The following is a 19,729-nucleotide window of genomic DNA, read 5'->3' as shown; positions in this document are numbered from 1 at the left end:
ATGAACCTCGACTGCGCGATTTCTACCAGTCGCTGCGAGCCCGGGGCAAAGAAGGAAAAGTAGCCATCGTGGCGGTGATGCGGAAAATGCTGGTGATTCTCAACGCCCGGGTGCGCGACGCTGAAAAGGGGCTGGTCCCTGCCTGAGGCCAGCCAGGGCGCAGACCAAAGGCTGCCGGCCAGCGGCCGGCACTACCGTGCCCGTCTCCTGGAGGGGCCACTCCCTCCATCAACACAGTTGCTACAAGGACGTACTTGCGGCGTCCCCGCACTCCGACACCGCCCCCCCACCGCACGAAATGCCAGCTGTTGCTGATGCTGTGGCCGGCCAGCGGCCGGCACTACCGCGCGTGCAGGGCGCAGCCCTGCCGAACACCCCTTACCTCAGCTGGCTGTCCTTGCTGCCACGCCGGTTGTAGCCGGCATGCGCCTGCTCTTCGTCGTCATGCGCCTGCTGGCACGCCACGCACAGGCGAACTCCCGGCACAGCACGACGTCGCGCCAACGGAATCGGCGCGTCACATTCCTCACAGTGTTCAAGGCCCGGGCCCTGCCGCAGCTGGCGGCGCGCGCGGGCGATCGCATCGTCGACGGTGGCGTCGATCTGGTCCTGGACCGCGCCATCTCCCGCCCAACCGGTGGCCATTGTCTTCCTCCGCAGGTGTGTCGCCTGATATGGGGACGATACACCCGCGCACAAAGGAGCAGGCCTGTGTGGCGCCGAGCCATGCCCGGCGCGCCTTCAGCAAGCTGAGCAGAACACCAACGGATCCAATCAGGTCGACCGCGACTTAATCCCCTCCGTCCCCTTTTTGCTTACCAGACCAGGTCGTCGGGCACCTGGAACTGCGCGTAGTAGGCGTCGTCCTCGGCGTTGCCGGTGGAGATCTCGGCGGTCGAGCCCGGCTGGCCGTGGTCGACGATGATGGCTTCAGGCGCGCGTTCACGCACCTTTTCGGCGGCGGCGCGAGGCAGCAACGCATAGCCGTCGCCGTGGGCGACGATGACCAGCACGCCCACCGACAGCGCCTTGCGCAGCTTGGGGTCAATCAGCAGGGTGCGGATTGCCGCGCCATCGCTGAAGCGGTACTCATCGTCGCCCTTGTACGGCACCGCGTGGGCCGTGATGATCTGCCGGGCCTGCGCCTTCTGTTCCGCCTGCCTGGCCTGGGCATTGCGCTCGGCGGCCAGCGCACGGTCGCGCTCGACCTTCTCGGCACGGGCACGTTCAGCCTCACGCTGGACCTCGGCCGAGGCCGATTCGGCCTTGCCTTGGCGGGCCTTGGCCTGCTCCCGCGCGGCGGCGCTGGCCTGCGACTTCTTGGCCAGACCGGCCTTGAGCAATTGTTCCTGCAGCGCGTTGGGCTTTGCCATGGTCGGTACGTACCGCGTGTAATCTTGGATGCTTCCATTCTACCGACGCCCCGCCGCCCCTGCATGGCAGTCCTGAAGTACCTCACCGGCTACCCCGAACCCCTGGTCGCCCAGGTCAGCGAACTGCTGGCGCAAGGCAAGCTCGGCCCCTGGCTGCAGCAGCGCTACCCCGACCCGCACGAGGTGCGCAGTGACCGCCAGCTGTACGACTACACCCAGGAGCTGAAAGATCGCTACCTGCGCAAGTCGGTGCCGCTCAACAAGGTCTGCTACGACAACACGCTGGAAGTGATCAAGCACGCGCTGGGCACGCATACCGCCATTTCCCGCGTGCACGGCAGCCGCCTCAAGGCCAGCCGCGAGATCCGCATCGCTACGGTATTCCGCCAGGCGCCAGCGGCGTTCCTGCGCATGATCGTGGTGCATGAGCTGGCCCACCTGAAGGAAGCCGACCACAACAAGGCCTTCTACCAGCTGTGCCAGCACATGGAACCTGATTACCTGCAGCTGGAGTTCGATACCCGTCTGTACCTGACCGAGCTGGCCAACCGCAGCCAGCGCTGACCGGCCGCAGCAGCTACACTGCGCGCCCCCTGCCCGACCTGCCCGCCATGGAACCGATCCGTCTCGACAAACGCCTGTCCGCCCTGCTCGGCATCCCCCGCGGCGAAGCGCGGCGCTATATCGAAGGCGGCTGGGTCACGGTCAATGGGGAGGTGGTGGAACAGCCGCAGCGGCCGGTCGACGACAGCGCGGTGATCGTGGTGGCCGAACAGGCCAGCGATGAAAAGGCCGAGCGGGTCAGCATGCTGCTGCACAAGCCGGCCGGCGTGGCCGCAGATGCCCTGTGCGCCCTGGTCAGCGGTGACAGCCGCAGCGAACTCGACGCCAGCGACATCCGTCCGTTGCAGCGCCATTTCCACGGCCTGCAGCTGGCCGCTGCCCTTCCGGCCAGCGACAGCGGCCTGGTGGTGGTCAGCCAGGACCCGGCCACGCAGGCCCATCTACAGCGCAATCTGGGCCGCACCGAACAGGAATACCTGATCGAAGTGGCCGAAGGCGGCCCCGAGCGGGGACCGTGGCTGCTGGCGCGGCTGCAGCAGGAATCCGGCGGCGCCAAGGTCAGCTGGCAAAGCGAGCAGCGCCTGCGCTTTGCCGGCAAGGGGCTGACCGCCAAGGGGCTGCGCGTGGCGGTGACCGCCGCTGGGCTTCAGGTGCTGGCCGTGCGCCGACTGCGCATCGGCCGCGTGGCATTGGGGCCGCTGCCGCCGGCGCAGTGGCGTTACCTGGGCAGCGACGAGCGGTTCTGAGGCCTGCGGGTCAGGGCCACCTCCTGCGGAAACGGGTCCGCCCCCATCCGTGACGCCCTATCGATCCTGCAGGCATTCCTTCACGCATGGCGTGGCTCTACCATCGAGGCATGAGCCAGCCCATGCCCCTGTGGCGACGCCTGTTGCGCGTCGCTGCAATCATCCTCGCCGTGCTGTTGCTGCTGGTCCTGTCCGGGCTGCTGCTGGCCGACCATCTCACGCCACAGGCACAGGGCGCGCCCTCGCACGTACTGCCATTGCAGCCGGCGCAGACCCACATCGACCAGCAGATCGTGCCGCTGCAGGACGCACATCCCGGGCAATCAGGCGTGGCGTTCCTCAGTGATGGCATGGATGCCTTCGCTGCGCGCGCGATGATCACCGCGCACGCTGGCCGCAGCCTGGACCTGCAGTACTACATCTGGCACGACGACCTGATCGGCCACCTTATGGCCAAGGCGCTGCATGACGCCGCCGAGCGCGGTGTGCGCGTGCGCATCCTGCTCGATGACATGAATGCCAAGGACAAGGACGCGCTGATGATGGCGCTGGACCGGCACCCCAACATCGAAATCCGCCTCTACAACCCGTTCCGCAACCGGACCGGCATCCTGCGCATGGTGGAGATGGTGCAACGCTTCTTCAGCGTGAACCACCGCATGCACAACAAGAGCTGGATCGCCGATGGCCGCGTCGCGATCGTCGGTGGCCGCAACATCGGCGAGGAGTACTTCAGCGCGCGCACCGATGTGAACTTCCAGGATCTGGACCTGCTGGTCGCCGGCCCTGCCGTGGAGCAGGCCAATCGGATCTTCGACGATTACTGGAACAGCGAGGCCGCCATTCCGGTATCCGCGCTTGCCTTCCATACCGATGCACAGCTGCGCCTGCTGGTGCGCGAATCGGATAATGAGGCGCAGCGGGACGTGGCCCGGCCCTACCTTGCGCGCGTGGCCGAATCGCGCCAGCGGCAGCGCCCGAGTCCCGAGCCATTGCACTGGAGCAGAGCAGTGCGCATCGTCTCGGACCCGCCGATGAAGCATCGCAGGGATGATCGCGCTGCCTGGCTGGTATCGACCCTGATCAGCGAGCTGCAGGCCGCCCGGCACAAAACGTTGTTGATCTCGCCCTACTTCGTGCCAGGCAACGAAGGCCTGGATGGCTTTTCGGCCATGGCCGGGCGGGGCGTGCAGGTCGGCGTGGTGACCAACTCACTGGCTGCCAACGACGTCGCTGCCGTGCACGGCGGCTACATGAACTACCGCGTGCCGTTGCTCGAAGCGGGCGTCCACCTGTACGAACTGAAGGCGCAGGGGCAGTCCGGCGATGCCGGCATGTTCGGCAGCAGCGGCGCGAGCCTGCACACCAAGGCGTTCGTGGTCGACGACCGCCGCGGCTTCGTCGGCTCGTTCAACCTCGACCCGCGCTCGGCCTACCTCAACACCGAAATGGGCGTACTGTTCGACGACCCGGTGCTGGGGGCGCAGCTGCGCGATGAGTACTTGCGCCTGGCAGACCCCAGGCACAGCTGGTGGCTGGCGCTGGACGACCGTGGCCGGTTGCGCTGGCTGGAGCGCGAGCCGCCACCGCACTGGGTCGAGGCCGAGCCAGGGGCAACGGCGCGCAAACGCTGGTTGTCGCGGGTGATCAGCTGGCTGCCTGTCGAATCGCAGCTGTAGCACTCAGGCCGTCGGGCCGGCCTGGTCCTGTCCGGCCTCATCCAGCGTTTCCACGCTGCGCCCATGCAGGCGACGCCAGATCCAGCGCAATGCGTGCGGCGGCGCTGAAGGCAGCTGCTCCAGCAGCGCCAGCATGCGGCTCTGGCTGGCATGCCCATGGCGGCACAACAGGCTGGCCGCTGCGGCGGCGCTGGCCAGGCGCAGGCTGTCGGCCAGCGCCCCTTCTGCATCCACCGCCAGGGCCTGGTGAACCGGCTCAGGCAGCTCCCATGCGGCGGCGACCCGCTGCGCCAACGGTAACGACCACTGCTGCAGCAGCTGCAGGGCCAACGCCGGCTCCACGGCCTCGCCGCGGGCCTGCGCTTCCTGTAGCAGCTGGCGCATTACCAGTGACGCGCCCAGTCCCTGCACCAGGCCCAGCCACTGCGCGGCGAAGGCATCACCGAAGGTAACCGTGCGCGCGTGGTCCGCAGCCGCGCGCGAGGCCAGCAGTGCGTGCTCCCAGATGATTGTGCTGAACTGCGGGAACGCATCGCACTGCATCTGCATCACCGGCTGTACCAGTACCGCGCTGATGATCTGCCGCACGCCTTCGGTACCCACCAGTGTCACCGCCCGCTGCAGGCTTTCCACGGGCCGCTCGTGCACCTTGTAGGCGGGGCTGTTGGCGATGCGCAGCAGGTTGCCGGTCAGCACCGGGTCCTGGCCGATGATCGCGGCCATCACGCGCGCTGAGGCGGCATCGTCGTTGACGGTCTGGATCAGCTGCGGCAGCAGCTGCGGACGGCGCGGCAACTGCCGGGTAGCCCAGTCGCGGTCCTGCAGCGCGCGTGCCACCGCCTCGCCCAGCCCTGCGGCCTGCACCGGCGTGGATTCACCGGCCAGACGCGGGTACAGGGCCAGCGCATGCAGGCCACGTTGCAGATGTGCAGCGATCTCGGCCGGGGGCAGCGCCTCGCCCTGCAGGCTCGCCGCTGCGGCGGCCACCGCCTGGCGGGACGCAGCAACCAGCCGCGACGGTGCCGCCCCGGTCGAGCGCGCCAGCCAGCTGCGCAGCGATCGCCACCAGGCCGCTGTCATCGCCGCCTGCCCTGTCGTTGTGGTGCCCTTGCCGTCACTGACCGCCTGCCTCTTCACGCGAATCCGGCCACCCGCCGTCGTCGCAGCATCGGCCGCACTTTCATCTTCTTTAACCGCAAGGCATGCGATGTCGACGGCACCGGCCGGGGGAATGGACTAGAATGGCGCCGCGCGACCCGTCCCCCAGCCATGACGACGTCGCTTTTTTTGTTTTGGGACCCTACCGTTCACTGGCCGTTCGCTGCAGTTCGCCGCTGTTCGCGCCATCGGAGACGCCATGCTATTCGAAACCCTCGCCACCACCGGCCACGAACAAGTGGTGTTCTGCCACAACCACGATGCCGGCCTGCAGGCGATCATCGCCATCCACAACACCACCCTGGGCCCGGCCCTGGGCGGCGTGCGCATGCGTCCGTATGCCAGCACCGACGAGGCGCTGGCCGACGTGCTGCGGCTGAGCCGGACGATGACCTACAAGAATGCGCTGGCCGGCCTCAACGTCGGTGGTGGCAAGGCGGTGATCATCGGCGACCCGAAGGTGGACAAGACTGAAGTACTGTTCCGCGCCTTCGGCCGTTATGTCGACTCGCTGGGAGGGCGCTACATCACCGCCGAGGACGTCGGTACCGACGTCAACGACATGGAGAACATCTACCTGGAGAGCCAGTTCGTGACCGGCGTGCACCAGGTCCATGGCGGCTCCGGCGATCCGGCCCCGTTCACCGCCTACGGGGCGCTGCAGGCGCTGATGGCGGCGATGCGCTTCAAGTTCGGCCATGAGGAAGTGGGCAAGACCAGCATCGCAGTGCAGGGCCTGGGCCACATCGGCATGGAGCTGGTCAAGCTGCTGCGCGATCGCGGCGCCAAACTGTATGTCACCGACCTGGACAGCGCGCTGGTTGATCGCGCGGTCAGCGATTTCGGCGCCGAAGCGGTCAAGCCGGACGAGATCCACGAAGTGAACGCCGATGTGTTCGCACCGTGCGCGCTGGAAGGCGCGATCAACGCCGACACCCTGCCGCGGATCAAGGCGAAGATCATCTGCGGTACCGCCAACAACCAGCTGGCGAGCCTGGAAATCGGCGATGAACTGCATGCGCGCGGCATCCTGTATGCACCTGACTACGCGGTCAACGCGGGCGGCGTGATGAACGTGTCGCTGGAGATCGATGGCTACAACCGCGAACGCGCGATGCGCCTGATCCGCAGCATCTACCACAACCTCACCCGCATCTTCGAACTGTCGCAACGCGAGAACATCGCGCCGCAGCGCGCAGCCGACCGCATCGCCGAAAGCCGTATCCTGTCGATCGGCAAGCTGAAGATGCCGCTGGGCCGCAGCACCCCGCGCCTGGGCAACCTGCGCGGCGGCTGAGCCTGCCGATGTCGCGCCGGGCCTTTCGACCCGGCGCGACCGCCCGTTCAGAAGCCGGTGCTGTAGCGCAACGCCGCCTGGCGCGCGCCTTCGCCGCCGACGCGCTGGTCGAAGCCCAGGCTCAGGCGGCCGTTGCGGCCCCACCACGACTCCAGCGCCACGCCGAACAGCGCACTGCCGCGCGGCGCGTTCCAGCCCGCCAGTGGCGCCCAGGCATCGACGCCGACGAAACTGGCCTGCCAATCCGCATCGGCACCATCGAGCCGCTGCTGCCATTCGGCATGCCCGCGCACGGTCCAGCGCCCCCAGCCGCGTTCACCGCGGATACCGGCCAGCATCTGGCTGCGCTGTACCCGGTTGGCCTCTCCGCGCAGGCCGAAGCCGAACCCGCCCAGTTCGTTGAATGCATCGGTATCCACGCGCGTGCTGCTGGCGCCCACGTAGGGTGTGAACGACGCACCCGCGCGGCCGAAACGATAGCCGCCTTCGACACTGGCACTGCTGAAACGTCCGCCGTAACGTGCAGAGACACCGTAGGCGCCGGCGCCCAGCAGCAACTGGCGATCCAGCGCACGGGTGAACTGGCCGCTGCCGACCTGGGCCAGCGCATAGCCCCGGCCCAGGTTCCAGCCGGCGTACAGCTGCGCCTGCGCCTGGCGATCACGCCCACGATCACCGCCGAAGCTGCTGCCACCATTGCTGCGGGTTTCGCCAAAGGCCACACCCATCAGCCCATTGCTGCCCAGCGGCAGGTCCTGACCGGCCATCCAACCACGGCTGTCGGCGGCATTGCCGGCGAAACTGCCCTGCCCGGCTTCGCCGAGCGCGCTCTGCCAGGCCCCGCGCAGGCGCGGCGCCGCCTGCACGCGATCGAAGCGCTCGGCGATCGCGCGGCGTGCCATGTCGATGCTGTCGAAGGTGGCCGACTCGGCCCGCGCATGCGCCTGTCCGGACAGGCTCTGCAAGCTGGCCTCGAGACCCTTGCTGCCACCGCCGGTCCACTGCAGCGCACCGGCGGCCGTGCCGAAGGCCGAGCCCTGCAGCGTCGTATCGCCATCAAGCGCGCTGAACGCACTGTCCACGCGTTGCGCAGCCGACTGCGCCGAGGCCGTGAGCCCGGTCGCTGCCGCCGTGACGCTGACCTGGGTCAGGTTCAACCAAGCGTTGTTGGTGTCATAGCCATAGCTGCTCTGCAGCAGCGACAGGCCCTGCAGGCCGCTGGAGGTGGCCGGGCTGCTGAAGGTGCCACTGAGGCCGCCGGCGGCGTGGATCAGGTCCTGGCGGCTGCCGTTCTGCGGCACATAGCCGGAGACGAAGCCGTGCACGCGCACGCCCCCGTTGATCGTGGCGTTGCCGGTGACCTGCAGCGCATTGGCACCGAGCGCGATCATCAGCTGCGCGCCGGCCTGCTGGGTGTAGTTGCCCTCGATGGTGCCGGTGGTGTTGCCGGTGGTCAGGAACACGCTGCTGCCGTTGACCACATTGCCGATCACGCGCGGCGTACCGCCATTGAACTGCAGGCCGGTCGAATCCGGATCGGGCTGCGCCAGGATCGTCACGTTGGAGCGGATCACGCTGCCGTTCTGCAGTGACAGGATGCCGCGCTCGATGCGGGTGGCGCCGCTGTAGCTGTTGTTGCCACCCAGCACCAGGGTTCCCCCGCCCTGCTTGACCAGGCCACCGCTGCCGACGATGTCGTTGCTCCACAGCGAACCACTGGACGGTGCATCGACATTGACGACCACATCGCCCCAGTCGAAGCGCCCCGGACCCTTGATCGCCCGCGAGATGTCGAGCAGGCCGTAGCCGAACACCGCATCCACGCCGGGCGCACCGATGTCCTTGGCGGTGCCCAGCAGGGTCTGCCGCACCAGGTTGTTGTCGAAGTACGGGTAGCGCTGCCAGACCAGGGCGGCGGCGCCGGAAACCAGCGGGGCGGCAAAGGACGTGCCGTAGTTCCAGTAATAGCTGCCGCCGTTGGCATCGGGATAGACCGCGCTGCCCGGCGCCGCCAGGCAGTAGCGCGCAGCCTGGCCGCAGGCATTGGCGTAGCTGGCCAGCGTGCCCGGTGCATACGGATCCACCGCAGTGGCCACCAGCCAGCCGCGCTCCAGATCGGCCGCCGGCAGCGAGCCGGCAACGCCCAGCTGGCTGGGCAGCGCGGCCAGGCTGCTCGGCTCAGGGCGCGCATCGTTGCCGGCCGCGAACACCACCAGGCCGCCATGGTTGATGACGAACGGCCGGTACTCGGCCGCCACCTGCGCGGTGGTCGGCAGGTCGGTCCAGTACAGGCCGCCCCACGAATTGTTCATCACCTTCACGTTGTAGCTGATCAGGTCCTGGTGGACCTGCGCCACGCCCAATGGGCCGCTGAAGGAATTGCCCTTGCCGCTGCCGTCATCGACGGGCGGCTTGTCGGCGATGATCCGCGCCGAAACGATCTGTGCGCCGGGGGCGATGCCGCCCGGCCAGGATCCCACCGATGCACCCGCGGCCAGGCTGGCCACCGCCGTGCCGTGGCCCACCACGTCGTCCACCTGCAGGTTGTTGCGGGCGGGGTCGATGTAGTTGAGGTTGGCGACCACGCGCCCGTTCAGCGCCACTGCGTTGCGCTGCACGCCCGAATCGACGATGCCGATGCGCACCCCCTGCCCGGTCAGGCCGGCGGCCTGTGCGGCACGCGCATTGGTCACGGACAGGTGCGCGTCGAAGGCCGGCTCCTGCGGCTTGGCCGGAGGCGGTGTGGTCGGCGGGGGCGTGGTCGGGGGCGTCGGGGTGGTCGGGGGTGGATCGATGCGGACATTGCCGCCGCCTCCGCCGCCGCCACATGCCGTCAATGCCATCGCCAGCGCCGACGCCAGCGCCGACCTCACCATCATCGTGCGTTCCATCGATTCCTTCCCATGAACGTTGGCCTGCCTACATCCCGGCAGGCGTGCGGTGCCGCCCAGCGGCGGCCCTCCCCGACCCTCTATACTTGGGTCGACCCCCACGCAGTCTGCCGGGAAATCGCGGCGCTTCCAACGTCCTCGGTCTCCTTTCCGAACATTGCTTACGCATCAACGAGATTGCCATGTCCAACATCGTCATCGCCGCCGCCAAGCGCACCGCCATCGGCTCCTTCCTCGGCCAGTTCAACGGCGTGCCGACCCCGACCCTCGGCGCGGCCGCCATCGCGGCCGCCCTGGAACAGTCGGGCGTGCCGGCCAGCGACGTCTCTGAAGTCCTCATGGGCTGCGTGCTGCCGGCCAACCTCGGCCAGGCGCCCGCCCGCCAGGCGGCGATCGCCGCCGGCATTCCACTGTCGACCGGTGCCACCACCCTCAACAAGGTGTGCGGCTCCGGCATGAAGACCATCATGCTCGGCCATGACCTGATCAAGGCCGGTTCGGCCAGCATCGTGGTCGCCGGTGGCATGGAATCGATGTCCAACGCCCCGCACCTGCTGCCCCACTCGCGTACGGGCAACCGCTTCGGCAACTTCCAGGCGATCGACCACATGGCCCACGACGGTCTGGTCAACGCCTACGACGGCAAGGCCATGGGTGAATTCGCCGAATGCGCCGTGGACAAGTACCAGTTCAGCCGCGAGGAACAGGACGCCTACGCGATCGAATCGGTCAAGCGCGCACAGGCCGCACAGGCCAATGGGGCATTCGCCGACGAGATCGTCGCGGTGAAGGTGGCCACCCGCAAGGGTGAGGTCGAGGTCGCCACCGACGAGCAACCCGGCCGCTCCGACATCGCCAAGATCCCGACCCTGCGCCCGGCCTTCAAGAAGGACGGCAGCGTCACCGCCGCCAGCTCCTCCAGCATCTCCGACGGCGCCGCTGCGGTGGTCCTGCTGACCGAGGAAGACGCCAACGCACGTGGCATTACCCCGCTGGCGCGCATCGTCGGCCACGCCACCCATTCGCAGGAACCGGAGTGGTTCACCACCGCCCCGATCGGCGCGATCCGCACGCTGCTGGCCAAGACCGGATGGTCGCTGGACCAGATCGACCTGTTCGAAATCAATGAGGCCTTCGCCGTGGTGGCGATGGCACCGATGCGGGAACTGGGCATCCCGCACGACAAGCTCAACGTGAATGGCGGGGCCTGCGCACTGGGTCATCCCATCGGTGCCTCCGGTGCACGCCTGGTGGTGACCCTGGTCAATGCCCTGCGCACGCGCGGTGGCAAGCGCGGCATTGCCACCCTGTGCATCGGTGGCGGTGAAGCAACAGCCATCGCCATCGAATTGATTTAAAAAGATTTAACGACGATTTCGCAAAAATGAATGCGGGATCGCTTGACACCCAATCTTGGCTTGTCATCATGTTGTCGGCGCGCAGCATGCGCGTTGCCTAATTCTAACGACGAGGATTTACACAATGAGCATCAACAAGCTGCTGGTCGCGATGTCCCTGGCTCTGGCCCTGGCCGCCTGCTCGAAGCAGGAAGCTGCCCAGGACGCCGCTGCTTCGGCCAACGAAGCCGCCACCGAAGCCCAGGCTGCTGCCGACCAGGCCGCCGCTGCCGGCGCCCAGACCGCCGACGCTGCCCAGCAGGCTGCCAACACCGCCGCCACCGCTGCTGACGCTGCGACCGACGCTGCTGCCAGCACCGCTGCTGCCGCGACCGACGCTGCTGCTGGCGAAGCCAAGGACGCTGCCAAGGCTGCCGAAGCTACCGCTGAGCAGGCCAAGGACGCTGCTGAAGAAGCCAAGAAGTAATAACTTCTTTCTTCAGGCTGTTCCGGAAAAGCCGCTGGTTCGCCAGCGGCTTTTTCTTTGGCCTGCTGCCTGCGCGCGCACCTCGGATCGCGACCCCGTCTTCACAACGGCATGAATAGGCTGGCGTCCCCATCCATTGCAGTAGCGGAGACCGCCATGAAGATTCGCCCGATCACCACCACGCTGCTGGCCGCCTCCCTGCTGCTGGCCCTGGCCGCCTGCAAGGGTCCGGAAGCCGAACAGGCCAAGCAGGACGCGCAGCAGGCCGCCGACAGCGCCGGCGCTGCCGCCCGTGACGCCGTGGACAAGGCCGCCGAAGCCACCCGCAACGCTGCCGACAAGACCGCTGCCGCTTCCGAGCAGGCCGCCGCCGATACCCAGCAGGCACTGGACAAGGCCGCAGACGCCACCGCGAACGCCGCAGACAAGGCCAAGGATGCCGCCACCGACGCCGCTGCACATGCCAGCGACGCCACTGCGGACGCCGCACAGAAGGTTGCTGACAAGGCCCGTGATGTCGCCAATGACGCAAAGGCCAACGCCGCCAAGGAAGAAGCCAAGCACTAAGGCGTACCGGCAGCCGGGCATCGGCTCGGCGCTACTGGAAAAGCCGCGGCACTGCCGCGGCTTTTCTGCTTCCTGCAATTCGCATTTTCTGTTGATTTCGTGGTGTGCGCCCACGGAAATCGTCCGCAGCCCACTCACGACGCAGACTCCGCGCCGCCCACCACAAGGGGGCTCCGCCGTTGGCCGCCCTACGGCAGCGCGCGCGCCAGCATTGCCGACAGATCCACACCCGCCGGCAGCGTCCCGAACACCAGCCCATGCTGCCCTTCCAGCCGGCTGCACACGAACGCTTCAGCCATTGGACTGCCCGCCCGCAACATCAACGCGGCCTGCAACAGCAGCGCAGTGCGCTCGCAGAACAGCCTCGCCTGCGACTCATCCGGTGCCGGTGCCGCTGCCCAACGCTGCAAAGCCGCTGCGTAGCGCGCATCACGATCGGCCACTGCTGCCAGCTCGGCGCGCAGCGCCGCCAGCGCCTCCGGTTCACGTGCCAGCGCGCGCAGTACGTCCAGGCACTGGATGTTGCCACTGCCTTCCCAGATCGAATTCAACGGCGCCTGCCGGTACAGCCGCGGCAGCATCGATTCCTCCACATAGCCTGCGCCGCCGAGGCATTCCTGCGCTTCGTTGACGAAGGCCGGCGCGCGCTTGCACAGCCAGTACTTGCCCAGCGCCGTTCCCACCCGTGCCAGCGCAGCTTCGTTGGCATCCACGCCTGCGCGATCCACTGCGCGTGCGATGCGCATCGAAAGTACCGTGGCCGCTTCCGATTCCAGTGCCAGGTCGGCCAGCACATTGGTCATCAACGGGTGCTCGACCAGCAGCTTGCCGAAGGTGCGGCGATGGCGTGCGTGGTGCAACGCCTGCGCCAACGCCATGCGCATTTCCGCCGCTGCGCCCAGCATGCAATCCAGGCGGGTCATCATCACCATGCCGATGATGGTGGCCACGCCACGCCCCTCCTCGCCCACCCGCCATGCCTGCGCGCCGCAGAACTCGACTTCGCTGGAGGCATTGGCCCAATCGCCGAGCTTGTCCTTCAACCGCATCAGGCGGAACGCATTGCGGTCACCGTCGGCCAGCCGACGCGGCATCAGCAGGCAGGTCAGTCCCCCCGGCGCCTGCGCCAGCACCAGGAAGCCATCGCACATCGGTGCAGAAAAGAACCACTTGTGGCCGACCAGGCGATAGCGCTCACCATCGATCGGTTCGGCGCGCGTGCTGTTGGAGCGCACATCCGAGCCGCCCTGCTTCTCGGTCATGCCCATGCCCAGGGTGATGCCGGCCTTGTCAGCCACCGGCACGTCGCGCGGGTCATAGACCGGCGCTGCGGCCTTGCGTGCCCACTCGGCCAGGTGCGGCTGCGTGTGCAGCACCGCTACTGCTGCATGGGTCATCGTCAACGGGCAACTGGTGCCGGCTTCGGCCTGGTGGTGCAGGTAGCTCAACACCGCACGCGCGACATGCGCGCCGGGTTGCGGTTCGTGCCAGGACAAGCCAGCGACACCGTGCGATTTCGCCGTTTCCATCAACTGGTGATAGGCCGGGTGGAACTCCACCGTATCGATGCGATGACCCTGCGCATCATGCGTGCGCAGGCGTGGGCGATCGCGGTTGGCATCGAAGCCGAGCCGGTACAGCTCGTCGCCGGCCAGCGCGCCATAGACCGCCAGCCGTGGCGCGAAGCTGCCTGCGCCTTCGCGTTGCACGGCTTCCATCAGCGCCACGTCGTCGGTCCACAACTGGCGCCCCGCGAACGGTGGCGGCTGGTTCAACACCACATGGGTTTCGTAGGGCGCGTCGCTGCTGAAGCTCGGTCCACTCATCCGGTCCATCCTGGCGGCAAGAGGTATGCGGTCCGATTGTGCCGCATGACTTGCCAAGCCCGTGTTCAGGCCGGTTCTCACCGTCTGCACGAGCGGCAGGCCACAGTGATCGCATGGCAGCCAACGACGATCTGGTGGTGCTGCGCCCGGAAGGGCTGTACTGCACCGCCGGCGATTTCCACATTGATCCCTGGCGACCGGTAGCGCGCGCGGTCATCACGCATGGCCACGGCGATCACGCCCGCCCGGGCATGGGCGAGTACCACTGCAGCGAAGGCAGCCTGCCGATCCTGCGCTGGCGCCTGGGCGATGTGCCGGTGCAGGCGCACGTCGAGGGCGTGCCGTTCCGCCTGGGCCGGGTACAGGTATCGCTGCATCCAGCCGGTCACGTCCTGGGATCTTCGCAGGTGCGCATCGACGACGGGCGGCAGGTCTGGGTCGCTTCCGGCGACTACAAGCGGCAGCCTGACCCAACCTGTGCGCCGTTCGAAGTGGTGCCCTGCGATACCTTCATCACCGAAGCCACCTTCGCCCTGCCGATCTACCGCTGGCCGGACACTTCGGCCGTCGCCGCCGAAATCGTGGCGTGGCGCCGCGAATGCGAACAACGCGGCGAGGCTGCGATCCTGCTGTGCTATGCACTGGGCAAGGCACAACGGGTGCTGGCCGAGCTGCGGCCGCTGGACGATCGCCCGGCCTGGCTGCATGGCGCCATCGCCAATGGCGTGGCGGTGTACCGGCAGGCCGGCGTACCGATGCTGGAGACGCTCACCGTGGCCGAGCAGGGCCGCCAGCCTGATGCCGCCGGACAGTTGATCCTCGCCCCGCCCTCGGCTGCGGGCACGCCCTGGATGCGCCGCTTCGGCCGTCACCAGCTGGGCTTCGCCTCGGGCTGGATGCAACTGCGCGGCAACCGTCGCCGCCGCAACGTCGATCGTGGCTTCGTCATTTCCGACCACGCCGATTGGCCAGCACTGCTGCAGACGATCGAACAGACCGGCGCGCAGCGGGTGATCGCCACCCATGGCAATACCGATGCGTTGATTCCGTTCCTGCGCGAACGCGGCGTGGCTGCAGAAGCCTTCCGTACCGATTTCGGGAGCGAGGAATGAAGACCTTCGCCGCGCTCTACCAACGCCTGGACCGCAGCACTGCCACGCTGGACAAGCGAGCGGCACTGGTCGATTACTTCGGCCAGGCAGGCGCGCACGATGCGGCGTGGGCGCTGTACCTGCTCAGTGGTGGCAAGGTGGGCGGCGCGCGCAGGAAGATCGCCGCCAGTGGCGAACTGCGCGCGTGGATCGCCGAGGAATCAGGGTTGCCACCGTGGCTGGTGGAGGACAGCTATGCGCAGGTGGGTGACCTGGCCGAAACGCTGACCCTGCTGCTGGATGACCCACCGCATGCCTCGCCTGACCGCCCGCTGGCCGAATGGATCGAACAGCACCTGCTGGCGGTGGCCAACCAACCCGAGGCGGTGCGCCGTGCGGCGGTCGTGGCCGGCTGGCAGCAGCTGTGCAGCAGCGAACGGCTGGTGTTCAACAAGCTGCTGACCGGCGCCCTGCGCGTTGGCGTCTCGCAACGACTGGTGCAGCAGGCGCTGGCCGAGTGGTCCGGCCTGGATATTGCCCGCATCGCCCAGCGCATGCTGGGCGATTGGGTGCCCTCGCCCGGGCTGCTGGCCCAGCTGCTGTCGCCGGATGAGCTGCCGCTGGACCGGCAGCAGCCCTACCCGTTCTTCCTCGCCTCGCCACTGGAGGGCAACCCTGCCGAACGACTCGGTGCGATCGATGACTGGCTGCTGGAATGGAAGTGGGATGGCATCCGCCTGCAGCTGCTGCGCCGGCGCGGCGAGGTCGCCTTGTGGTCACGCGGCGAAGAGCGGCTGGATGGCCGCTTCCCCGAGATCGAACAGGCGGCGATGGCGCTTCCCGATGGCTGCGTGCTGGACGGCGAGCTGCTGGCCTGGGACGAAGCCGCAGACCTGCCGCGTGCCTTCACCGCGCTGCAGACGCGCATCCAGCGCCGAAAACCCGGTGCGGCCACCCTGCGCAACACGCCGGTGCGGGTGCTCGCCTATGACCTGCTTGAACTCGATGGCGTGGACCTGCGCGAACGTCCGCTGCAGCAGCGGCGCGCGCGTCTCGCCGAGGTCGTCGGTGCACTGAACGATGCACGGATCCAGCTCTCGCCCGGCGTTGACGCCGACGACTGGCTTCAGGCGGCGGCAATGCGCGACGTGGCACGCGAACGCGGTGTGGAAGGACTGATGCTGAAGCGGCATGCCTCGCCCTACCAGGCCGGACGCCGCCGCGGTGACTGGTGGAAATGGAAGGTCGATCCGCTCACCATCGATGCGGTGCTCCTGTACGCGCAGGCCGGCCATGGGCGGCGCAGCACGCTGTACACCGACTACACCTTCGGCGTCTGGGACGGCGACACGCTGGTACCGGTCGCCAAGGCCTATTCGGGCCTGGATGACAAGGAAATCCTCGCGCTCGATCGCTGGATCCGCGCCAACACCCGCGAGCGCTTCGGCCCGGTGCGCAGCGTTCGCGCCGAACACGTCTTCGAGCTGGGCTTCGAGGCGGTCAACCGCAGCAGCCGGCACAAGTCGGGCATTGCCGTGCGCTTTCCGCGCATCCTGCGCTGGCGCCACGACAAGCCAGCCAGCGAAGCCGATCAGTTGGCCACGCTGCAGGCGTTGGCACGATGAACCGCAGCCAGGCACTGCGCCGGCTGGAAGACTGGTTCGCGTCCAGAGGCTGGCGCTCACTGCCGTTCCAGCGCGCGATGTGGCGTCACTATCTCGCTGGCGAATCCGGGCTGCTGCACACACCCACAGGCAGCGGCAAGACACTGGCGATGTTCGGGGGGCCGCTGCTGCAGGCCATGATCGACCCGCCGCCCTCCCCCCGCCGCCCCAGCGCGGTACGCCCGCTGCAGGTGCTGTGGGTGACCCCCTTGCGCGCCTTGGCCAGCGACACCGCGCGCGCGCTGCAGACCGTGGTCGATGGGCTGGGGCTGGGTTGGCGTGTCGGCCTGCGCAGTGGTGACGCCAGCAACCGCGAACGACGCCAGGCGCGCGAAGGCCGCATCGACGTACTGGTGACCACGCCCGAATCGCTGGCGCTGTTGTTGAGCTATCCGGATACCCTGCCGCGCATGCGGCGGCTGCGCTGTGTGGTGGTGGACGAATGGCACGAACTGCTGGGCAACAAGCGCGGTGTGCTGCTGCAGTTGAACCTGGCAGTGTTGCGCCAGGCCGCGCCTGCATCGCAGCTGTGGGGACTGTCGGCCACCCTGGGCAATCTGGATGAGGCGCGCGATGTACTGCTGCCCGGGCAACCGGATGCACCGATCGTACAGGGCGTACGCCCTCGAGCAGTGAGCGTGCGCAGCGTGCTGCCGGACCCTGGCGAACATTTCCCCTGGGCCGGGCATCTCGGCCTGGCCCAGCTGCCACGGGTGCTGGAGGCACTGATGCAGGCACGCAGCAGCCTGCTGTTCACCAATACGCGCGCGCAAGCTGAATTGTGGCATCAGGCGCTGGCCGCAGTCTGGCCGGAAGAACCGGACACGCTTGCGCTGCACCACGGCTCGCTGGATCCGGCGCTGCGCCAGCAGGTGGAGGATGGCCTGCGCGCGGGTGCGCTGCGCTGCGTGGTTGCCACCTCCAGCCTCGACCTCGGCGTCGACTTCCCCGAGGTTGAACAGGTGCTGCAGCTGGGCAGCCCGAAGGGCGTGGCGCGCCTGCGCCAGCGCGCCGGACGCGCACGCCACCGCCCGGGTGCCAGCGGTTCCATCCTGTGCGTGCCCAGTCATGCGCTGGAACTGGCCGAGTACGCTGCGGTGCGCCGTGCGTTGGCCGGGAACGTGGTCGAAGCGCGCAGGCCGCCGACGCTGCCGCTGGATGTGCTGGCCCAGCATGCGGTCAGCCGCGCCCTGGCGGGCGGCTTCGACAGCGCCGACCTGCTGGCGCAGGTGCGGCGTACCCATGCCTTCGCGTCGCTCGGCGACGACCAGTGGCAGGCCGTGCTCACATTCATCGTGCAGGGTGGCCAAGCGCTGGCCCAGTACCCCGATTTCCACAAGGTCGTGCGTGATGCCGATGGGTGGTACCGCATGCACGACCGTCGCCAGGCACTGCGCCATCGGTTGTCGATCGGCACCATCAGCAGCGATGGCAGCGTGCGCGTGCAGTTCCTGCGCGGCGGCAGCCTGGGCGCCGTGGAGGAACAATTCGCCAGCCGCCTGCGCCGTGGCGACCGCTTCCAGTTCGCCGGGCGCCTGCTGGAGCTGGTGCAGCTGCGCGACATGACCGCCTTCGTCCGGTTGGCACGAGGACGCGGTGAGGGGGTCGTGCCGCGCTGGCAGGGCGGCCAGTTGCCGCTGTCGATGCCGCTGGGCCGCGAGCTGGAGTGGGTACTGTCCGGTGCTGACGACAGCGCCGAATCACGCTGGCTGGCACCCTTGCTGGCACTGCAGCAGCGGTTGTCGGCGCTTCCCGGCCCAGCCCATCTGCTGGTGGAAGATGTGCGGCGTCGCGAAGGCCAGTTCCTGTTCGTCTATCCCTTTGCTGGCCGCCACGTGCATGAGGCGCTGGCCGCCCTGCTGGCGCTGCGCTGTACCCGCCGGCAGCGCAACAGCATCGGCTATGCGGTGAACGATCACGGCCTGGTGCTGGCACCGGCACAGCCCATCGATCTGGATGCGGCGCAATGGCGGGCGCTGTTCGCCACCGATCAGCTGCTGGATGATCTGCGTGCTGCGGTGAACCTGGGCGAGCTGGCGCGTCGCCAGTTCCGCGGCATTGCACGCGTCGCCGGCCTGCTGGTCCCCAGCCTGCCCGGTGGCATGCCAAGGGCACTGCGCCAGCTGCAGGCGTCCGCGGGACTGCTCTACGACGTACTGCGCGAGCACGACCCGGATCACCTGCTGCTGGCGCTGGCGGAACAGGAAGTGCTGAATGACAGCCTCGACATGCCGGGGCTGCAACAGGTACTGGCCAGGATTCGGATGCAGACCCTCTCGGTGCAGCGCCCGGCGTCACTCACGCCGTTGGGTTTCCCGCTGTGGGCCGAACGCCTGCGCGGGCAGTTCAGCAACGAAGACTGGCGTACCCGGGTGCAACGCGTGGCCCAGCAGCTGGAGCGTCGGCATGGCCGATGAACTGCCGCTGCTGCGCGCAGGCGAGTCGCTGGTGCTGCTTGGCGCGCGTGCACTGTACTGGCCCGCGCGGCAGGCACTGCTGCTCGCCGACCTGCACCTGGGCAAGGCCGATGTATTCCGCCGCGCAGGCATCGCGCTGCCCAGCGGCGGTACCGGCAAGGACCTGCAACGCCTGCAGGGGCTGCTGGACGGGCATGCCTGCCGCGAGGTGTGGATCCTGGGCGACATCCTGCATGGCCCGGCGCATCGCGCTGCGTGGTACCAGCAATGGCTGGCATGGCGCGAACGCAATGCCGCACTGGACGTGCATGTCCTGCGCGGAAATCATGACCGGCAGCTGCCGCATGCCGGGCTGCAGGTGCAGATCCACGACGAAGTACGGCTGCCACCGTTCCTGCTTCGGCATGAGCCGGTGCCCGATGCGGAGCTGCATGTGATCGCCGGGCATCTGCATCCACAGATCGCTTTGCCTCCGTTGCGGCGGCGCTTCCCCGCATTCTGGCTGCGTGACAGGATGACTCTCCTGCCGGCCTTCTCCGCGTTCACCGCCGGAATCGTTCCTGTTCCCGCTGCCGGCGAACAGATGGTCGCCTGCGTGGACAACGGCCTGGTGGCACTGCCCCTGGCTTGAA

At 68.1% G+C, this 19,729-nt stretch carries 16 protein-coding genes and 1 pseudogene; 12 read left to right on the top strand and 5 right to left on the bottom strand.

What is annotated here, in order from left to right; all coding sequences use genetic code 11:
- Positions 1-146, top strand: a pseudogene (locus KXV01_RS16185) (IS110 family transposase); the annotation flags it as partial.
- A 232-nt stretch (positions 147-378) separates the two neighbouring features.
- Here the strand turns inward: KXV01_RS16185 and KXV01_RS16180 are convergent.
- On the bottom strand, positions 379-645 hold the full coding sequence (locus KXV01_RS16180; protein ID WP_012480956.1) for a DksA/TraR family C4-type zinc finger protein: 267 nt from the start codon (positions 643-645) through the stop codon (positions 379-381).
- A 170-nt stretch (positions 646-815) separates the two neighbouring features.
- Complete coding sequence (locus tag KXV01_RS16175) at positions 816-1,373, bottom strand: DUF2058 domain-containing protein (protein WP_049438009.1); 558 nt, start codon at positions 1,371-1,373, stop codon at positions 816-818.
- 63 nt (positions 1,374-1,436) lie between these two features.
- On the opposite strand from KXV01_RS16175, the gene KXV01_RS16170 reads away from it, so the two are divergent.
- The 3 genes from KXV01_RS16170 (at position 1,437) to KXV01_RS16160 (ending at position 4,362) form a co-directional block, all read left to right on the top strand.
- Positions 1,437-1,937: a M48 family metallopeptidase gene (locus tag KXV01_RS16170; protein WP_049414246.1), complete on the top strand. Its 501-nt coding sequence runs from the start codon at positions 1,437-1,439 to the stop codon at positions 1,935-1,937.
- A gap of 47 nt (positions 1,938-1,984) precedes the next feature.
- The gene (locus tag KXV01_RS16165) at positions 1,985-2,683 is read left to right on the top strand and encodes an RNA pseudouridine synthase (RefSeq protein ID WP_049414248.1); all 699 of its coding nucleotides are present in this window, start codon (positions 1,985-1,987) and stop codon (positions 2,681-2,683) included.
- An 86-nt stretch (positions 2,684-2,769) separates the two neighbouring features.
- Positions 2,770-4,362: a phospholipase D family protein gene (locus KXV01_RS16160; protein WP_049414250.1), complete on the top strand. Its 1,593-nt coding sequence runs from the start codon at positions 2,770-2,772 to the stop codon at positions 4,360-4,362.
- Positions 4,363-4,365: 3 nt separating this feature from the next.
- Here KXV01_RS16160 and KXV01_RS16155 read toward each other — a convergent pair whose 3' ends face one another.
- Positions 4,366-5,442: an HDOD domain-containing protein gene (locus KXV01_RS16155; protein ID WP_099488487.1), complete on the bottom strand. Its 1,077-nt coding sequence runs from the start codon at positions 5,440-5,442 to the stop codon at positions 4,366-4,368.
- Between the two features lie 277 nt (positions 5,443-5,719).
- On the opposite strand from KXV01_RS16155, the gene KXV01_RS16150 reads away from it, so the two are divergent.
- Entirely contained in the window at positions 5,720-6,817 is a 1,098-nt protein-coding gene (locus KXV01_RS16150; RefSeq protein WP_049413064.1) for a Glu/Leu/Phe/Val dehydrogenase dimerization domain-containing protein, read from the top strand.
- A gap of 47 nt (positions 6,818-6,864) precedes the next feature.
- Here KXV01_RS16150 and KXV01_RS16145 read toward each other — a convergent pair whose 3' ends face one another.
- On the bottom strand, positions 6,865-9,708 hold the full coding sequence (locus tag KXV01_RS16145) for an autotransporter serine protease (protein WP_263467918.1): 2,844 nt from the start codon (positions 9,706-9,708) through the stop codon (positions 6,865-6,867).
- A 182-nt stretch (positions 9,709-9,890) separates the two neighbouring features.
- On the opposite strand from KXV01_RS16145, the gene KXV01_RS16140 reads away from it, so the two are divergent.
- From KXV01_RS16140 to KXV01_RS16130, 3 genes are all read left to right on the top strand, one after another.
- On the top strand, positions 9,891-11,066 hold the full coding sequence (locus tag KXV01_RS16140; protein ID WP_049438000.1) for a thiolase family protein: 1,176 nt from the start codon (positions 9,891-9,893) through the stop codon (positions 11,064-11,066).
- A 124-nt stretch (positions 11,067-11,190) separates the two neighbouring features.
- Positions 11,191-11,532, top strand: a complete 342-nt coding sequence (locus KXV01_RS16135) for a hypothetical protein (protein WP_049413058.1) — start codon at positions 11,191-11,193, stop codon at positions 11,530-11,532.
- A gap of 156 nt (positions 11,533-11,688) precedes the next feature.
- Positions 11,689-12,099, top strand: coding sequence for a hypothetical protein (locus KXV01_RS16130; protein WP_049413055.1), 411 nt, complete (start codon positions 11,689-11,691; stop codon positions 12,097-12,099).
- Between the two features lie 188 nt (positions 12,100-12,287).
- Here KXV01_RS16130 and KXV01_RS16125 read toward each other — a convergent pair whose 3' ends face one another.
- Positions 12,288-13,925, bottom strand: a complete 1,638-nt coding sequence (locus KXV01_RS16125) for an acyl-CoA dehydrogenase family protein (RefSeq protein WP_049437998.1) — start codon at positions 13,923-13,925, stop codon at positions 12,288-12,290.
- A 113-nt stretch (positions 13,926-14,038) separates the two neighbouring features.
- Between KXV01_RS16125 and KXV01_RS16120 the strand changes: the two genes are divergently transcribed.
- The 4 genes from KXV01_RS16120 to pdeM are packed head-to-tail and all read left to right on the top strand — an operon-like array spanning position 14,039 to position 19,728.
- Positions 14,039-15,037: a ligase-associated DNA damage response exonuclease gene (locus KXV01_RS16120; protein ID WP_049413051.1), complete on the top strand. Its 999-nt coding sequence runs from the start codon at positions 14,039-14,041 to the stop codon at positions 15,035-15,037.
- The gene (locus KXV01_RS16115) at positions 15,034-16,641 is read left to right on the top strand and encodes an ATP-dependent DNA ligase (RefSeq protein WP_049437994.1); all 1,608 of its coding nucleotides are present in this window, start codon (positions 15,034-15,036) and stop codon (positions 16,639-16,641) included. Before KXV01_RS16120 ends, KXV01_RS16115 begins: the two co-directional genes overlap by 4 nt.
- Positions 16,638-19,097, top strand: coding sequence for a ligase-associated DNA damage response DEXH box helicase (locus KXV01_RS16110; RefSeq protein ID WP_263467917.1), 2,460 nt, complete (start codon positions 16,638-16,640; stop codon positions 19,095-19,097). Before KXV01_RS16115 ends, KXV01_RS16110 begins: the two co-directional genes overlap by 4 nt.
- Complete coding sequence (gene pdeM, locus KXV01_RS16105) at positions 19,087-19,728, top strand: ligase-associated DNA damage response endonuclease PdeM (RefSeq protein ID WP_049413042.1); 642 nt, start codon at positions 19,087-19,089, stop codon at positions 19,726-19,728. Before KXV01_RS16110 ends, pdeM begins: the two co-directional genes overlap by 11 nt.
- Position 19,729 lies beyond the last annotated feature (1 nt).

The sequence above is a fragment of the Stenotrophomonas sp. Ps181 genome (assembly GCF_025697425.1).
Lineage (GTDB): Bacteria > Pseudomonadota > Gammaproteobacteria > Xanthomonadales > Xanthomonadaceae > Stenotrophomonas > Stenotrophomonas sepilia.
The sequence above is the reverse complement of the archived record's forward strand: the minus strand, read 5'-3'. Positions and strand labels throughout refer to the sequence as shown.